This window comes from Rhizorhabdus wittichii (assembly GCF_017607425.1).
Lineage (GTDB): Bacteria > Pseudomonadota > Alphaproteobacteria > Sphingomonadales > Sphingomonadaceae > Rhizorhabdus > Rhizorhabdus wittichii.
The window spans coordinates 5,566,109-5,581,423 of sequence record NZ_CP059319.1 but is presented as its reverse complement, the minus strand read 5'-3'; the positions used below and the strand labels follow the sequence as shown (position 1 = coordinate 5,581,423).

Annotated in this window: 14 protein-coding genes; 4 read left to right on the top strand and 10 right to left on the bottom strand. The window is 66.1% G+C overall.

All coding sequences use genetic code 11. The features are described from left to right. Positions 1-25: 25 nt before the first annotated feature. The 3 genes from HRJ34_RS26635 to HRJ34_RS26625 all read left to right on the top strand — a co-directional run bounded on the left by HRJ34_RS26635 (position 26) and on the right by HRJ34_RS26625 (position 1,767). Positions 26-1,126 carry a TrbI/VirB10 family protein gene (locus HRJ34_RS26635; protein ID WP_404947177.1) on the top strand — a complete coding sequence of 367 codons (1,101 nt, stop codon included), beginning with the start codon at positions 26-28 and terminating at the stop codon, positions 1,124-1,126. A gap of 2 nt (positions 1,127-1,128) precedes the next feature. Further along, positions 1,129-1,350, top strand: a complete 222-nt coding sequence (locus HRJ34_RS26630; RefSeq protein ID WP_208632924.1) for a DUF2274 domain-containing protein — start codon at positions 1,129-1,131, stop codon at positions 1,348-1,350. Between the two features lie 123 nt (positions 1,351-1,473). Further along, positions 1,474-1,767 (top strand): helix-turn-helix transcriptional regulator, encoded by a 294-nt coding sequence (locus HRJ34_RS26625; protein WP_226948971.1) that lies wholly within the window; start codon positions 1,474-1,476, stop codon positions 1,765-1,767. On the opposite strand, the gene HRJ34_RS26620 is transcribed toward HRJ34_RS26625, so the two are convergent. The 9 genes from HRJ34_RS26620 to rpsM form a co-directional block, all read right to left on the bottom strand. After that, the gene (locus HRJ34_RS26620; RefSeq protein WP_208632923.1) at positions 1,757-3,013 is read right to left on the bottom strand and encodes a tyrosine-type recombinase/integrase; all 1,257 of its coding nucleotides are present in this window, start codon (positions 3,011-3,013) and stop codon (positions 1,757-1,759) included. The genes HRJ34_RS26625 and HRJ34_RS26620 overlap by 11 nt on opposite strands. 319 nt (positions 3,014-3,332) lie before the next feature. After that, a complete protein-coding gene (guaA, locus tag HRJ34_RS26615) occupies positions 3,333-4,925 on the bottom strand; it encodes a glutamine-hydrolyzing GMP synthase (protein ID WP_011952164.1) in 1,593 nt (530 codons plus the stop codon). Between the two features lie 108 nt (positions 4,926-5,033). Further along, a complete protein-coding gene (locus HRJ34_RS26610) occupies positions 5,034-5,513 on the bottom strand; it encodes a hypothetical protein (RefSeq protein WP_011952165.1) in 480 nt (159 codons plus the stop codon). Positions 5,514-5,610: 97 nt separating this feature from the next. Then, a complete protein-coding gene (locus HRJ34_RS26605) occupies positions 5,611-7,500 on the bottom strand; it encodes an outer membrane protein assembly factor BamB family protein (protein ID WP_226948970.1) in 1,890 nt (629 codons plus the stop codon). 163 nt (positions 7,501-7,663) lie between these two features. Further along, positions 7,664-9,796 carry a prolyl oligopeptidase family serine peptidase gene (locus HRJ34_RS26600; RefSeq protein WP_208632921.1) on the bottom strand — a complete coding sequence of 711 codons (2,133 nt, stop codon included), beginning with the start codon at positions 9,794-9,796 and terminating at the stop codon, positions 7,664-7,666. Positions 9,797-9,911: 115 nt separating this feature from the next. Next, entirely contained in the window at positions 9,912-10,334 is a 423-nt protein-coding gene (rplQ, locus tag HRJ34_RS26595; RefSeq protein ID WP_011952168.1) for a 50S ribosomal protein L17, read from the bottom strand. 176 nt (positions 10,335-10,510) lie between these two features. Then, the gene (locus HRJ34_RS26590; protein ID WP_011952169.1) at positions 10,511-11,572 is read right to left on the bottom strand and encodes a DNA-directed RNA polymerase subunit alpha; all 1,062 of its coding nucleotides are present in this window, start codon (positions 11,570-11,572) and stop codon (positions 10,511-10,513) included. An 82-nt stretch (positions 11,573-11,654) separates the two neighbouring features. Further along, on the bottom strand, positions 11,655-12,044 hold the full coding sequence (gene rpsK, locus HRJ34_RS26585; protein WP_011952170.1) for a 30S ribosomal protein S11: 390 nt from the start codon (positions 12,042-12,044) through the stop codon (positions 11,655-11,657). Between the two features lie 62 nt (positions 12,045-12,106). Then, complete coding sequence (gene rpsM, locus HRJ34_RS26580; protein ID WP_011952171.1) at positions 12,107-12,475, bottom strand: 30S ribosomal protein S13; 369 nt, start codon at positions 12,473-12,475, stop codon at positions 12,107-12,109. Between the two features lie 296 nt (positions 12,476-12,771). Here rpsM and HRJ34_RS26575 point away from each other — a divergent pair, with 296 nt between their 5' ends. Continuing rightward, entirely contained in the window at positions 12,772-13,893 is a 1,122-nt protein-coding gene (locus tag HRJ34_RS26575) for an acyltransferase family protein (protein ID WP_226948969.1), read from the top strand. 39 nt (positions 13,894-13,932) lie between these two features. On the opposite strand, the gene gdhA is transcribed toward HRJ34_RS26575, so the two are convergent. Continuing rightward, complete coding sequence (gene gdhA / locus HRJ34_RS26570; protein WP_011952173.1) at positions 13,933-15,294, bottom strand: NADP-specific glutamate dehydrogenase; 1,362 nt, start codon at positions 15,292-15,294, stop codon at positions 13,933-13,935. Positions 15,295-15,315: the final 21 nt, after the last annotated feature.

Here is a 15,315-nt window from a genome sequence, read left to right as displayed (position 1 = left end):
CACCATCACCGATACCGCCGCGCCCATGCGGCTGCGCGCCGAAACGCCCCGTGTCACGCGCCTATCGCGCAAGATGCTGGCAGGCGTCGGCGCTGTCGCCTTGCTCGGCATCGGCGGCGCGCTGATCTACGCACTCCAGACCCGCGACGCAGGGCCGGGAGGCGAAGAACTCTATTCGACCAACAACCGGCAAACTGCCGATGGGCTGGCGGGCCTGCCGAGCGACTATAGCGGGCCGGTCCTCGGGCCGGCATTGCCGGGCGACCTCGGCCGCCCGATCCTCGACGCGCAGAACCGGGGACAACCAGTCGTGCCGCCCGTCATGGCGACGCCCGCCGTCGATCCAGAGGAAGAGCGCCGCCGCGCCGAGGAAGAAGCCGCGCGCTTGAGCAATGTGTTCTTCCAATCCGGCCCGCGCACGGGAGCGCCGGCAGGGACGGCCATCCCCAGCCTTGCCAGTCTCGGCCTCGGCGGACAGCCCGCGACGCAGGATCGGCACACGGCTTTCCTCAATGGACCCGTGGACCGGCAGACGGTCGCGGCGGATCGGGTGACGCCACCGGCCTCGCCCTGGATATTGCAAGCCGGAGCCGTGATCCCGGCCGCGCTCATCACCGGCATCCGCTCGGACCTGCCGGGCCAGATCACCGCGCAGGTGACGGAGAATGTCTATGACAGCCCCACCGGCAGCCTGCTCCTGATCCCGCAGGGAACGCGCATCATCGGCCAGTATGATGACGGCGTGACCTTCGGCCAGCGCCGCGTCCTGCTGGTGTGGAATCGCCTGATCCTGCCGGGCGGCCGTTCCATCGTCCTTGAGCGCCTGCCGGGTGCGGACGCCAGCGGCTACGCCGGGCTTGAGGATGGCGTCGATTATCATTGGTGGGATCTGATGAAGGCCGCAGGGCTGTCCACGCTGCTCGCGGTCGGAACCGAACTTGCCACCAGCGACGAGGACCGGCTTATCCGGGCTATCCGAGACGGGGCGCAGGATACCGTCAATCAGGCGGGCCAGCAGATCGTCCAGCGTCAGTTGCAGGTCGCGCCCACGCTGACCATCCGGCCGGGCTTCCCGGTCAGGATCATCGTTACCCGCGACCTTGTATTCGAGCCGGCAGGAGGTTGACCATGACCAAGCTGAAACTCGGCCCGCTGCCCGACGACAAGCCCGTGAAGATCACCATAGAGCTGCCCGCGCCGCTCCACCGCGATCTGGCCGCCTATGCCGAGGTGCTGGCCCGCCAGAGCGGCCAGCCCGTCGCCGATCCCGTCAGGCTCATCGTGCCCATGCTGGAGCGGTTCATCGCCACGGATCGCGGCTTCGCCAAGGCACGGCGAGCCGCCAACTGAATCCCATCCCGGCAGGGGTGCCGCCAGCGCATAGGCGCAAATGCGGCACGCTACAGGCCGGCGACCTCACTCCATGGTTCGCATAGTTTCGGGGACCTCCAGTTGCCCGGAATCCCGTCGAACATGGCAACCGAGGTTATGAATATGAGTGATCCGACATACGCGCTGGATAAACGGACGATTCGCAGGCATCAGCTTCGGGAACTCGTTCCCCTTGCCGACACGACAATCTACGACATGGAGCAACGGGGCGAATTTCCCCAGCGGTTCTATTTGACGGCCCGGTGTGTGGTTTGGGACCTCGCCGAAGTGGAGGCTTGGCTTGAAGAACGTCGCCAAGCCTCCAGAGAGAAAGCTATCAGGCGCGCGCCGTCGCCCGATGTGAAGCTCAGGAAATTCCGGCCCGTCAAACGCTAGGTTCAGACACCAACAGGTCCATTGACGGCGGATACAGCGTCGGCGCGTATTTCTGGCCCGCCACCCAAGCGTCCACAAGGTTCGCCCATTCCTGCATCATATGGCGGCGCTGGTGCTCGTATTCCGCCTTGTTGTAGATGCCACGGGACGAGCGGCCATCCTCATGTGCCAAACACTTTTCGATCCAGTCACTATTGAAGCCCAGCTCGTTCAGGAGCGTAGAGCCTGTTCGGCGCAGATCGTGAACAGTGAAAGGTTCGAGCGGCAAGCCCTCCTTCTTCGCCCGCGCCACGACAGCGGTGGTTATACGGTTGAAGGTCGCCCTCGACATGGGAGCATCCGCATCGTAGCGCGATGGCAGCAGATATTTGGAATTGCCGGCGCAGGTCTTGAGCGCAATGAGAATGTCGATTGCTTGCTGCGCGAGATAGACGTTGTGCGCTTTGGATCGCTTCATCCGCTCCTTCGGGATCGACCAGACTGCGTTCTCGAAATCGACCTCATCCCAAGTCGCGTCCTGCAACTCGCTCTTTCTGACCATGGTGAGCAGGAACAGCTTCATTCCGAGCCGGATTGTCGGCAGCGTTGGCACATGCTCAAGCTGGCCCAACATGACCCGGATTTCAGCAGGCGATAGTGAGCGGTCTTTGGGAACAAAGGTTGCGATAGATGCAGGCCCGACCTCATCGGCCGGATTTGCCACCTTTTCCCCGTGGAGGATTGCGAAGGCATAAACGAGCTTCACAATGTCGCGGACGTGAACGGCGGTGGCCGGTGCTCCACGCCCCTTCACCTTTGCACACATCGCGCGCAGATCGTCGGAGCTGATTTCCGTCAGCAGCCGGTTCCGAAAGGTCGGCAGAATGTCCCGCTCATAGATCGAGCGACGCATCGCACGGGTGCTGTCCGCCATCCGCGCCTCCTGCAACCAGCGTTCGCCGAACTCGCCGAAGCTCTTTGCCTCCTTGATACGGCGCTTCTCACGTTGCTTCTCGCGCGCGGGCGATCGCCCTTCCGCGATAGCCCGCTGCGCATCGATCAACTGCTCGCGCGCCCGCGCCAGAGATAGGCCGGTTGCACCGTATCGACCCAGCGTCAACGTTTCCCGCCGCCCATTGAGGCGGTAGTCATACCGGAACACGACCGCCCCCGAGGGATTGACCGCGACATACATACCGTCACGGTCAGCGACCTTATACAATTTATCCTTTGGTTTCAGAGCTTTGATGCCCGCGTCAGTCAGCATTTTGACCCTCCAAGACCGTCCAAAAACGTCAGAGAGCAGCCAATTATACCGTCAGGCCAAAATCAGCCTTCCTGATCGGTAAATTCCCCTTTATTCTCAATGGAATAAGGTCAAAAAATATACCGTCAGAAGCTCTCTTGCCCCTGACGGTATATGTGATTTCCGAATGTGACAAGTTTCGCCATACCGTCACCTATACCGTCATTTGCGAGGCTTACACGACAATAGACTGCGATAGATGGTGACAAAATTATATAATGATTTCAGTTATTTATGTGCGGGGATCGGCGGTAATCGGCGGCGTTCGGATAGGCCCGAATTATTCCCACTCGATCGTCCCGGGCGGCTTGGAGGTGTAGTCGTAGGTCACCCGGTTGATCCCCTGCACCTCGTTGACGATGCGGGTCGCGACGCGGCTCAGGAAGGCGGCGTCGAACGGGTAGACGTCGGCGGTCATGCCGTCGGTCGAGGTGACGGCGCGCAGGGCGCAGACCGAGTCATAGGTGCGGCCGTCGCCCATCACGCCGACCGAGCGGACCGGCAGCAGCACCGCGAAGGCCTGCCAGATCGCGTCGTAGAGGCCCGCGCGGCGGATCTCGTCGAGATAGACGGCGTCGGCCTTGCGCAGGATGTCGCAGCGCTCCTTGGTCACTTCGCCGGGGATGCGGATCGCGAGGCCCGGCCCCGGGAAGGGGTGGCGGCCGACGAAGATCTCGGGCAGGCCCAGCTCGCGGCCGAGCGCGCGGACCTCGTCCTTGAACAGCTCGCGCAGCGGCTCGACGAGCTTCATGTTCATCCGCTCGGGAAGGCCGCCGACATTGTGGTGGCTCTTGATCGTCACCGACGGGCCGCCGGTGAAGCTGACGCTCTCGATCACGTCGGGGTAGAGCGTGCCCTGCGCCAGGAAGTCGGCGCCGCCGATCTTCTTCGCCTCGGCCTCGAACACCTCGATGAAGGTCTTGCCGATGAACTTGCGCTTGGCCTCCGGGTCGGTGACGCCCTTGAGGCCGTTGAGGAACAGCGTCTCGGCGTTCACATGGACGAGCGGGATGCCGTAATGCTCGCGGAACAGACCGACGACCTGGTCGGCCTCGCCCATCCGCATCAGGCCATGGTCGACGAACACGCAGGTGAGCTGGTCGCCGATCGCCTCGTGGATCAGCACCGCCGCGACCGCGCTGTCGACGCCGCCCGACAGGCCGCAGATCACCCGGCCGTCGCCGACCTGCTGGCGGATCTCCTCGATCTTGGTCGCGCGGAACTCGGCCATCGTCCAGTCGCCGGTCAGGCCGCAGACATGGCGGGCGAAATTGGCGATCAGCTTGCCGCCGTCGGGGGTGTGGACGACCTCCGGGTGGAACTGCACGCCGTAGAAGCGGCGCTTCTCGTCCGAGGTAACGGCATAGGGCGCGCCCTCCGACACCGCGACCGGCGAGAAGCCGGGCGGCAGCGCGTCGACCTTGTCGCCATGGCTCATCCACACCTGATGATGCTCGCCCTCCTTCCAGAGGCCGTCGAACAGCGCCGAGCGGGTCTTGATCTCGATGAAGGCGCGGCCGAACTCGCGGCTGTCGTGGCTCGGCGTCACCGACCCGCCGAGTTGCTGGCACATCGTCTGCTGGCCGTAGCAGATGCCGAGGATCGGCACCCCCGCCTCGAAGAAGCGCTGCGGCGCGCGGGGCGATCCCATCTCGGCGACCGAGGCGGGGCCGCCCGACAGGATGATTCCCTTGGGCTGGAGCCGGTCGAACGCGGCATCGGCGGCGTTGAAGGGTGCGATCTCGCTGTAGACGCCGGCCTCGCGGACCCTGCGCGCGATGAGCTGGGTGACCTGGCTGCCGAAGTCGACGATCAGGATCGACTCGTGCGGCTGGCTGGCCTTCGGGGCGGTGGCGGGAAGCTGGGCTGTCATGCGGAGCCGATAAAGGGCGGCGGCGCGGCTGTCCAGAGAGAGCGGGCATGAAAAAGCCCGCCCCCGCGGACGGGAGCGGGCCTTTTCGCGATTATCGGCCGGTCGGGCTCAGCGCGCCGCCATCCGGTCGCCCATGTCGATCGTCTCGATCTGGCCTTCGCGGACCGCGCAGAAGAAGTGCCGGTCGCCGCGCTCGCCCCGGACGACGCCGTCGACCCGCCAGCCATCGGGGCCGTCGCGACCGACCGAGTCGACCGAGGAGACGGGCCCGCGCGCCATGTTCTCGACCGCGTCGGTGCAGATCGACGCGACCTGGCGGGCATCATCACCCGAGTCGCGCAGATCGTCGCGCTGGTCGTCGCCGCGCCGCGACGGGACCTGGTCGCGCTTGTTCTTGCTTGCCGACGAGGCGATCGCGATCGCGCCACCGCCGATGATCGCGCCGAGCAGGATGTTGCCGAAGGTGTCGCCGCCGCCGCCATGGCGGTGATGATAGCCGCCGCCCCAATAGGGACGCGCCATCGCCGGGGCGGCCGCCCCCGCCAGCAAGGCCGCCGCCGTCGCCGAAGTGATGAATGCCTTGATCATGTCGATGCCCCGCAAAATGCTACGCCTACGATGCTGGAAAATGCGATTAGCCGCCAGCAGATTGCGGTGAGCTGAATGGCGGGGAGGCCGCCATTCTTCACTGCGTCGGCGCGAACACCATCAGCAGGTTGCCGGCCATGTGGCTGTACATGCCATAGCCCGAATTGATCACGACATGGCCGTCGACGACCAGCGCGCCGGGGCCGCTCATCGAACCGCCCTTGCCCTCGATGCCGGTGATCGTCGGCACCGGCCGGGTCGTGTCGACCTGCCACAGCACCGCGCCGGTCGCGGCGTCATAGGCGCGGAAGGTGCCGTCGAGATGGCCGGCGAACACGACGCCGGGGATCGCCGTCACCGCCGCCGAGATGCCGGTGTCGCAGAATTTGCGGCCGGCGCAATCTTCGGGCGCGCGGGCGTTCCAGATCACCCGGCCGGTGGCGGCGTCGATCGCGTGCAGCCCCGATCCGCGGATCGACGCGTCATAGACGCGCGCGTCGCCCGTGTCGGGCATGTCGTTGATCGGCACGAAGACGCGGGTGCCGTCGGCCGCCATGCCGAAATGCACGCCGCCTTGGGTACCGCCATGGCCGAGCTGCCGCTGCCAGGCGATCCGCCCGCTGTCGGGATCGAGCCCCCAGGCCTCGCCCGACTTCTGGCCGATCACCAGCATCCGCCGGCCGCCGCCGATCGGGATCAGCAGGGTCGAGGCGGCGACGTCATGGTCGGGGCCGTTCTCCTTGGGGCAGCTCCCCGAACCCAGCATGCAGGCGACGTTCCAGGCGTCGCCCTTGGTGAGCTGGGTGTGCCAGAGCCGCCGCCCGGTCCTGGCGTCGACCGCGAACACCGCGTCGCTATTGTCGTCGGCGGGCGACGAGTAATTCTCGCCCGATCCGAAATAGACCCGGCCTTGCTCCGCATCATAGGTCGGGCTGTTCCACACCGGCGCGCCCGACGGGCCGAGGATCGGGGCGTCGGCCGGATTCCTCCCCTGCTCGGTCGGCGGCTGCGGCACCGTATAGGCGCGCCAGCGGACCGCCCCGGTCGCCGGGTCGAGCGCGACCACCGATCCGCGGAAGCTGCAGCAGGCATATTTGGGATCGGCCGGCTGCGCGACCTCGAGCGAGGAGACTGGCACATAGAGCAAGCCGCCACCCAGCGTCGGCGTGCCGGTGATCGTCGCGTCGGGATGGTCGTCGAGCTTCTCCGACCAGAGGATCTTCCCCGTGAAGGCGTCGAGCGCATAGGCGCGGCCGAGCAGGTCGCCGAAATAGAGCCGCTTCGTCGCGGCGTCGGCGACGATCGCGGTGCGTATCTCGGCCGAGACGCGCCGGGTCCATTTGGTGCAGCCGCTGTCGAGGTCGAAGGCATAGACGGTGCCGTCCTGGCTGCCGACGAACATCGTCCCCCAGCCATAGCTGGGCTGCGAGCGGGCGCGTAGCGCGCCCGGGAAGGCATAAGCCCATTTGAGCGCCAGCTTCGGCACGTCGGCGGCGGCGAGCTTCGCCATGTCGGCCGGGATGAAGCGGCGATTGTCGTGTCCCCAGCCCACCGCGCGGGGCGGGTCCTTCGCATCGAAAGCGAGCCGCGCGCCCGTGCAGACCGGCGGCAGCTTCGGCTTCGCCTCGCCCGACAGGCGGCGGCGCGTCACGAACTCGGCGACCTCGATCCGCTGCGCCGGGGACAGCGCCGCACCCTGCGCCTTCATCACCCCGCCGGTCAGCGCGACGACGATCGCGTCGCCCGGCATCATCGCCAGGAAGGTCGGCGACGGCGCCTTCGGTACCCCGCCTTCATGGCAGACGGCGCAATGCTCGGCGAAGATCGCCTTGCCCGGCGCAGTGGCGGGATCGACCGCGCTGGCGTCCTTCGCCTGGAAATCGTCCGTCGAGCGAATCCGGGTCTTCTCCAGCGCCTCGCTCTCGCTCACCGGCTGCCCCGTCACCGCCCCGGCGCCGATCACCGCCGCCGCGATCGCCAGCGACATTGTCGCAAAGCCACGCCCGATCCGCTGCATTCCATCCTCTCCCGGCTATCGCCGCTCGTTGACGGCGGCGCGCGACTCGATCCGCCTACAAAGAACGGTCGCGGGTCCGGGAGCAAGAAAAAACAATCATGTCTGCTTATTATTTGACGCGGCCGGGGCGCCGCTACGGCAGGCGCATCCCCGTCCAATAGCCCATGAAGGCCCAGAGATCGGCATATTCGTCGATGATCTTGTCGGTCGGCTTGCCCGATCCATGGCCGGCGCGCGTCTCGATGCGGATCAGGTGCGGCCTGGCGCCGATGTCCGCCGCCTGCAACGCGGCGGTATATTTGAAGCTGTGCCCCGGCACGACGCGGTCGTCGGTGTCGGCGGTCGTCACCAGGATCGCCGGATAGTCGGCGCCGCCCTTGACGTTGTGATAGGGCGAATAGCCGCGCAGCACGTGGAAGTCCTCTTCCTTGCCGGGATCGCCATAGTCGTCGACCCAGTAGCGGCCGGCGGTGAAGCGGTTGAAGCGCAGCATGTCCATCACCCCGACCGCCGGATTGACCGCCGCGAACAGGTCGGGACGCTGGTTGACCACGGCGCCGATCAGCAGGCCGCCGTTCGACCGGCCCATCGCCGCGAGCCGCCCCTTGGCGCTGATCCCGCTGGAGACCAGATATTCGCCGGCGGCGATGAAGTCGTCGAACACGTTCTGCTTGTTGGCGAGACGGCCGGCCTCGTGCCAGACCTTGCCATATTCGCCGCCGCCGCGAAGGTTGGCGACCGCATAGACGCCGCCCATCTCCATCCAGTCGAGGATCGCGGGCGAGAAGCCCGGCGTCATCGAGATGTTGAAGCCGCCATAGCCGTAGAGCAGCGCCGGCGCGCCCGGTCCGGTCGACTTCTTGCGCGCGACGAACATCGGAATCTCGGTGCCGTCCTTCGACCGGTAGAATTGCTGGTCGACGATATAGTCGCGCGGGTCGAACGACAGCTTCGGCTTGATGAACTCCTCCATCTTCCGGGTCGCGCTGTTGAAGCGGTAGATGGTCGACGGCGTCGCGAAGCTCGAGAAGCTGAAGAAGGTCTCGGGATCGCCGGTCCGCCCGCCGAAGCCGGCGCCGGTGCCGATGTCGGGGAGGTTGATCGGACCGACCGGCTGCCCGGTCAGCTCGAACAGCTGCGCCTCGGTCTTGGCGTCGCCGAGATAGGCGAGGATCAGCCGGCTGCCGACCAGCGACACGCCGACCAGCGTGTCGCTGGTCTGCGCGATGATCTCGACCGGCTTGGGCTTCCGCTCCGCCACGTCGAGCATCACCACCCGCTGGCGCGGCGCCTTCAGGTTGGTGCGGAAATAGAGTTTGCTGCCGACACTGCCCGCCAGCGCCCATTCGTTGGTGAAGCCGGTCACCAGCTTGCGCGGCTTGGCATTGGGCTCGGCCAGGTCGAACAGGGTCAGTTCATAGCGCTCGTCGGTGCCCTCGCTCGACGTGACCAGCGCATAGCGGCCGTCCTGGGTCGTCTCGACGCTGTGGTTGAGCCGCGGCCGGTTCGGCGTCGCATAGAGCAGCCTGTCCTCCGACTGCGGCGTGCCGATCCGGTGATAATAGACCTGGTGGTTGAGGTTGAGCTGCTGGAAGGCCGCCCCGGCCTTCGGCTCGGGGAAGCGCGAATAATAGAAGCCGCGGCCGTCGCCGTCCCAGGAAAGGTCGGAGAATTTGACCCATTTGATCTCGTCGTCGAGCGTCTTGCCGGTCGCGACGTCGATCACGCGCAGGGTGCGCCAGTCGCTGCCGCCGTCCTGGATCGAATAGAGCAGCAGGTCGCCATTGTTCGACGGCCGCCATTCGTCGAGCGCGGTCGCGCCGTCCTTGGCCCAGCGGTTGGGATCGAGCAGCTCGCGCTCCTTGCCGTCGAGCCCGTCGCGGACGAGCAGCACCGACTGGTTCTGCAGGCCGCTGTTATAGGTGTAGAAATAGCGCCCGCCGCGTTTGCGCGGCACCCCGTAGCGCTCATAGTTCCACAGCGTCTTGAGCCGCTTGCGGATCGCGTCGCGGCCGGGAAGCGCGTCGAGATAGGCCTCGGTGACCTTGTTCTCGGCATCGACCCAGCGGGCGACCTCGGCGTCCTCGCGGACGTCGTTCTCGAGCCAGCGATAGGGATCGGCGATCGCCTCGCCGAACTGTTCCTCGACGACGTCGCCGCGGCGGGTTTCGGGATAGGGCGGGAGCTTGGGGTTTTCGGCGGAGAGGGGCAAGGCGGTGCTCATCAGGACACAGGCGAGGGCGGCACGCAACATCATCGACGGCATCGAACGGAAACCCCCTGCGGAATGCAAAGAAAAAGAGCCGCGAGCGTAACGCCCGCGGCTCTCTTTGCAATGACTTGCTCTATCATCCCACTCCGCAAAGGAGCGGAGGATGCGATCAGGCCGCCTCGGCGACATCCTCGTCGGTCTCGACCGGACCCGAGTCCTGGCCCTTGGCCGAAACGTCGCGGTCGACGAACTCGATGATCGCCATCGACGCAGCGTCCGAGGCGCGGATGCCGGCCTTGACGATGCGGGTGTAGCCGCCGTTGCGCGAGGCGTAGCGCTCGGCCAGGACCTCGAACAGCTTCTTGAGCTGGGTGTCGTCCTGCAGGCGCGCATGGGCGAGACGGCGATTGGCGAGGCCGCCCTTCTTGGCGAGCGTGATCAGCTTCTCGACATAGGGGCGAAGCTCCTTCGCCTTGGCGAGCGTGGTCAGGATCTGCTCATGCTTGATGAGCGCCGCCGACTGGTTGCGGAACAGGGCGGTACGATGGGAAGCGGTCCGCTGAAGCTTACGACCGCCAACGCGATGGCGCATGATGATTTCCTTCGTTCGTCAGAGGGCCGTGTGAGGTACCCCAAGCCAGGCGGTGTGACAGGGCCACCGCCCAAAACCCGTCCTCATGATCGTGGGAGATCGAAGACCTCCCCTGCCTCATGAGATCCCGGCCTCCGCCGGGATGACGTCCCGGCGCGCAATCGCGCGCCAGGACATCAGAACTCCTGTTCGAGCTTCTTGGCCATTTCCTCGATGTTCTCCGGCGGCCAGCCCGGGATTTCCATGCCCAGGCGGAGGCCCATCGAAGCGAGGACTTCCTTGATCTCGTTGAGCGACTTGCGGCCGAAGTTCGGCGTGCGCAGCATCTCGGCCTCGGTCTTCTGGACCAGGTCGCCGATGTAGATGATGTTGTCGTTCTTGAGGCAGTTGGCCGAACGGACCGACAGCTCGAGCTCGTCGACCTTCTTGAGCAGGTAACGGTTGAGCTGGTTGGCGTCGCCTTCCGGCTCGCCCGCAGCGCCGCCCGCGGCGCCGGCGCCCGCGGCCGGAGCCGAGATCGCCATGCCGTCGTCGAAGTGGACGAAGAGCTGGAGCTGGTCCTGCAGGATGCGCGCCGAATAGGCCAGCGCGTCTTCCGGCGTGACGGTGCCGTCGGTCTCGATCGTCAGCGTGAGCTTGTCATAGTCGAGCTCCTGACCGACGCGGGTGTTCTCGACCTTGTAGGCGACCTGGCGGACCGGCGAGTAGAGCGCATCGACCGGGATCAGGCCGATCGGCGCGTCGACCGGACGGTTGGCGGCGGCGGTGACATAGCCCTTGCCGACGTCGGCGGTCAGTTCCATGTTCAGGGTCGCGCCGTCGTCGAGGTGGCAGATCACCAGGTCGGTGTTCATCACCTCGATGTCGCCCGAAGCAGCGATCATGCCCGCGGTGACCTCGGCCGGGCCGGTCGCCGAGAGCTGAAGGCGGCGGGGGCCGTCGCCCTGCATCTTGAGCGCGATCTGCTTGACGTTGAGGACGATGTCGGTGACGTCCTCGCGAACGCCCGCGAGGCTCGAGAACTCGTGCAGCACGTTCTCGATCTTGATCGAGGTGACGGCGGCGCCCTGCAGCGAGGACAGCAGCACGCGACGCAGCGAGTTGCCGAGCGTCAGGCCGAAGCCGCGCTCCAGCGGCTCGGCGACGAAGGTCGCCTTGCGCTTGCCATCGCCGCCCGACTTCTTTTCGAGGCCGTTCGGCTTCTTGAGTTCCTGCCAGTTCTTTGCGTTGACAGCCACTGTGTTCCCCTCGGGGTATGGCAGGCGCGGGAGGCAACCTGCCGGATAAACGGAGAGCGGGGGCCGAAGCCCCCACGCCGGATCAGACGCGGCGGCGCTTCGACGGACGCACGCCGTTGTGCGGGATCGGCGTCACGTCGCGGATCGACGTGATGTGGAAGCCGACCGCCTGCAGCGCGCGGAGCGCCGACTCACGGCCCGAACCGGGGCCCTTCACCTCGACCTCGAGCGTGCGGACGCCGTGCTCGGCGGCCTTCTTGCCCGCGTCCTCGGCCGCGACCTGGGCGGCGTAAGGGGTCGACTTGCGGCTGCCCTTGAAGCCCATCATGCCGGCCGACGACCAGGCGATCGCATTGCCCTGCGCGTCGGTGATGGTGATCATGGTGTTGTTGAAGCTGGCGTTCACATGCGCGACGCCGGCGGTGATGTTCTTGCGCTCGCGACGGCGAATGCGCTGGGGTTCACGTGCCATCTTATCCGTATCCTACATCAAGGAGCGAGCGTCGCGGCCGATCGACCCGACGCTCAAGCCCATTACTTCTTCTTGCCGGCGATCGGCTTGGCCTTGCCCTTGCGGGTGCGCGCATTGGTGTGTGTGCGCTGGCCGCGGACCGGAAGGCCCTTGCGATGACGCAGGCCGCGATAGCAGGCCAGGTCCATCAGGCGCTTGATGTTCATCGCCACCTGGCGACGCAGGTCGCCCTCGACGGTGTAGCCGGCGTCGATCGCCTCGCGAATCTGGAGGACTTCCTGATCGCTGAGGTCCTGGACGCGGCGCTGCGGCTCGATGCCCAGCTTGGCGGTGATTTCCTTGGCCTTGGCCGGGCCAATGCCGTGAATGTAGGTCAGCGCGATTTCGACGCGCTTGTTGGTCGGGATATTGACACCCGCAATACGTGCCACTGTGCTATTCTCCTGCTCCACGGGGCGGTTGGCTGGCCGCCCCATCTCGACGCTCGCCCCGTCGGACCGGGGCCGCCTCCCACCACGCAAGAAGCACGGCACGCGCACGAAGCGGTACCGGGCAAAGCGGCGTGGGAACGGGGGTCACTAATGCGGCCGATCGCGCCTGTCAACCGGCCGGCGCGATTCGCGGCCGGATCGCGACGACCCGTTCCGTCCGCATTGCCCTTGAACCCGGCCCGAAGGCAAGGCATCCCCGACGCGGGAGCGACAACGGGTTCGGATCGATGGACAGGATGCTGGTTCCGGCCGACCGAGGGCGCTTCCACCGGAACAATTTCGACGCGCTGCGACTCGCCATGGCGCTGCTCGTGGTCTTCTCGCACAGCTTCGCGCTGCGCTTCGGGACCGAAGCGTTCGAGCCGGTCTCGCTCGCCACCAACGGCTATTACAATGCCGGCCATGTCGGCGTCTGGGGCTTCTTCATCGTCAGCGGCTTCCTGATCGCGCACAGCCATGAGCGCTCGCGCTCGATCGGCGGCTATGCGGCGAAACGGGTGCGGCGCATCTACCCCGCCTATCTGGTCGCCACCGCGATCTGCGCCTTCGTCGTGACGCCGCTGTTCGCCCCGCCGGACTTCGCGCTGACCGCCGCGGAGGCGGCGCGGACGATCGGCGCGAACCTGCTGCTGGCCAATCATTTCCCTCTGCCCGACCTGTTCGTCGCCAACCCGGTCCACGCGGTCAACGGCTCGCTGTGGAGCATCAGGTTCGAGTTCCTCTGCTATGTCGGGGTCGCGCTGCTCGGCGTGCTGGCGCTGCCGCTGCGTCGATGGGCGGTGCCGCTGATCTACGTCGCCGTCGTCGCCACCTGGTGCTGGCTCGACCTCACCGGCCGCAGGCCGGGCGGCCCTGCCCTCGTCGCCGACGTGATCGGCTGGCCCTATATGTGGTTCCGGGTGCTGCCCAACTTCCTCGCCGGGATGATCGTCTACCTGCACCGGGATAATATCCCGCGCTCGACGCCGCTGCTGCTCGCGGGCCTCGCCGCCTGCTTCCTGGGCTTCCATCTCGGCGGACATGGGCCGGCCGGGATCGTCGCGGCGCATGTCCTCGCGCCGCCGGTGATGGCCTATCTGGTCTTCTGGATCGCCTTCCATCCGCGCATCGACCTCAGCCGGGCGGCGCGGTTCGGCGATATCTCCTACGGCACCTATCTCTACGCCTATGTCATCCAGCAGATGCTGGTCGCCCAGGCGGCAGCCCTGCCCTTCCCGCTGTTCGTGCTGGCGTCGATGCTGCTCGCGCTGGCCGCGGGCGCGCTGAGCTGGTGGCTGGTCGAGCGGCACTTCCTCGACCATGGGCGACGGCCCGCCGAGCACCGGCCCGAAAGAAAGGAGGCGCCCGCTCTTCCCTGAGCGGACGCCTCCCTTTCTCAACCGATGATGATCGGACGGTCAGACCACGCCATAGGCGAGCATCGCGTCGGCCACCTTCTTGAAGCCGGCGATGTTGGCGCCCTTCACATAGTCAACATGGTCGGTCCCGGCGGAGCCGCCATATTCGACGCAGCGCGCATGGATGCCCTGCATGATGTCGACCAGCAGGCGCTGCAGCTCCTCTTCCTTCCACGAGATGCGCGCCGAGTTCTGGCTCATCTCGAGGCCGGACACCGCGACGCCGCCGGCATTGGCGGCCTTGCCCGGAGCGAACAGGATCTTGGCCTTCTTGAAGACATGGGTGCCTTCGAGGGTGGTCGGCATGTTGGCGCCTTCCGAGACCGCGAAGCAGCCGTTCTTGACCAGCGTCTTCGCCTCTTCCTCGTTCAGCTCGTTCTGGGTCGCGCAGGGCACCGCCACGTCGCACTCGACGCCCCACGGGCGGGCGCCGTTGCCATGGAACTCGGAGCCCTTGAACTCCTTCACATATTCGGAGATGCGGCCGCGCTTGCGGGTCTTGAGGTCCTTGACCCAGTTGACCTTGTCCTGGGTGATGCCCTCCGGATCGTAGATGAAGCCTTCCGAGTCCGACAGGGTCAGCACCTTGCCGCCGAGCTGGTTGATCTTCTCGGCCGCATGGGTGGCGACATTGCCCGATCCCGAGATGACGGCGTTGAGGCCGACCAGGTCCTTGCCCTTGGTCTTGAGCATTTCGTGCAGGAAGTAGACCGCGCCATAACCGGTCGCCTCGGTACGGATCAGCGAGCCGCCATATTCGAGGCCCTTGCCGGTCAGCACGCCGGTGAACTCGTTGGTCAGGCGCTTGTACTGGCCGAACATGTAGCCGATCTCGCGGCCGCCCACGCCGATGTCGCCGGCGGGGACGTCGGTGTCCGCGCCGATGTGGCGATAGAGCTCGTTCACGAAGCTCTGGCAGAAGCGCATCACCTCGTTGGTGCTCTTGCCCTTCGGGTTGAAGTTGGAGCCGCCCTTGCCGCCGCCCATCGGCAGGCCGGTCAGCGCGTTCTTGAAGGTCTGCTCGAAGGCGAGGAATTTGAGGACGCTCTCGGTCACCGACGGGTGGAAGCGGATGCCGCCCTTGTAGGGCCCGATCGAGTTGTTGTTCTGGACGCGCCAGCCACGCTGCACGCGGATATTGCCCTTGTCGTCCTCCCAGCAGACGCGGAAGCTGATCACCCGATCCGGCTCCGCGATGCGGCGGAGGATCTGGTATTTATGATATTCTTCCTTGTCGGCGATGAAATCGAAGATGTCCTCCGCGACCTCGGTGACGGCCTGGACGAACTCCGGCTGACCGGGATTACGCTTCTTCACCCCCTCGACGAAACTCGCGAGGTCGACATGATCGGAAACGGCCATAGAATATTCCCCTGCTCCTAG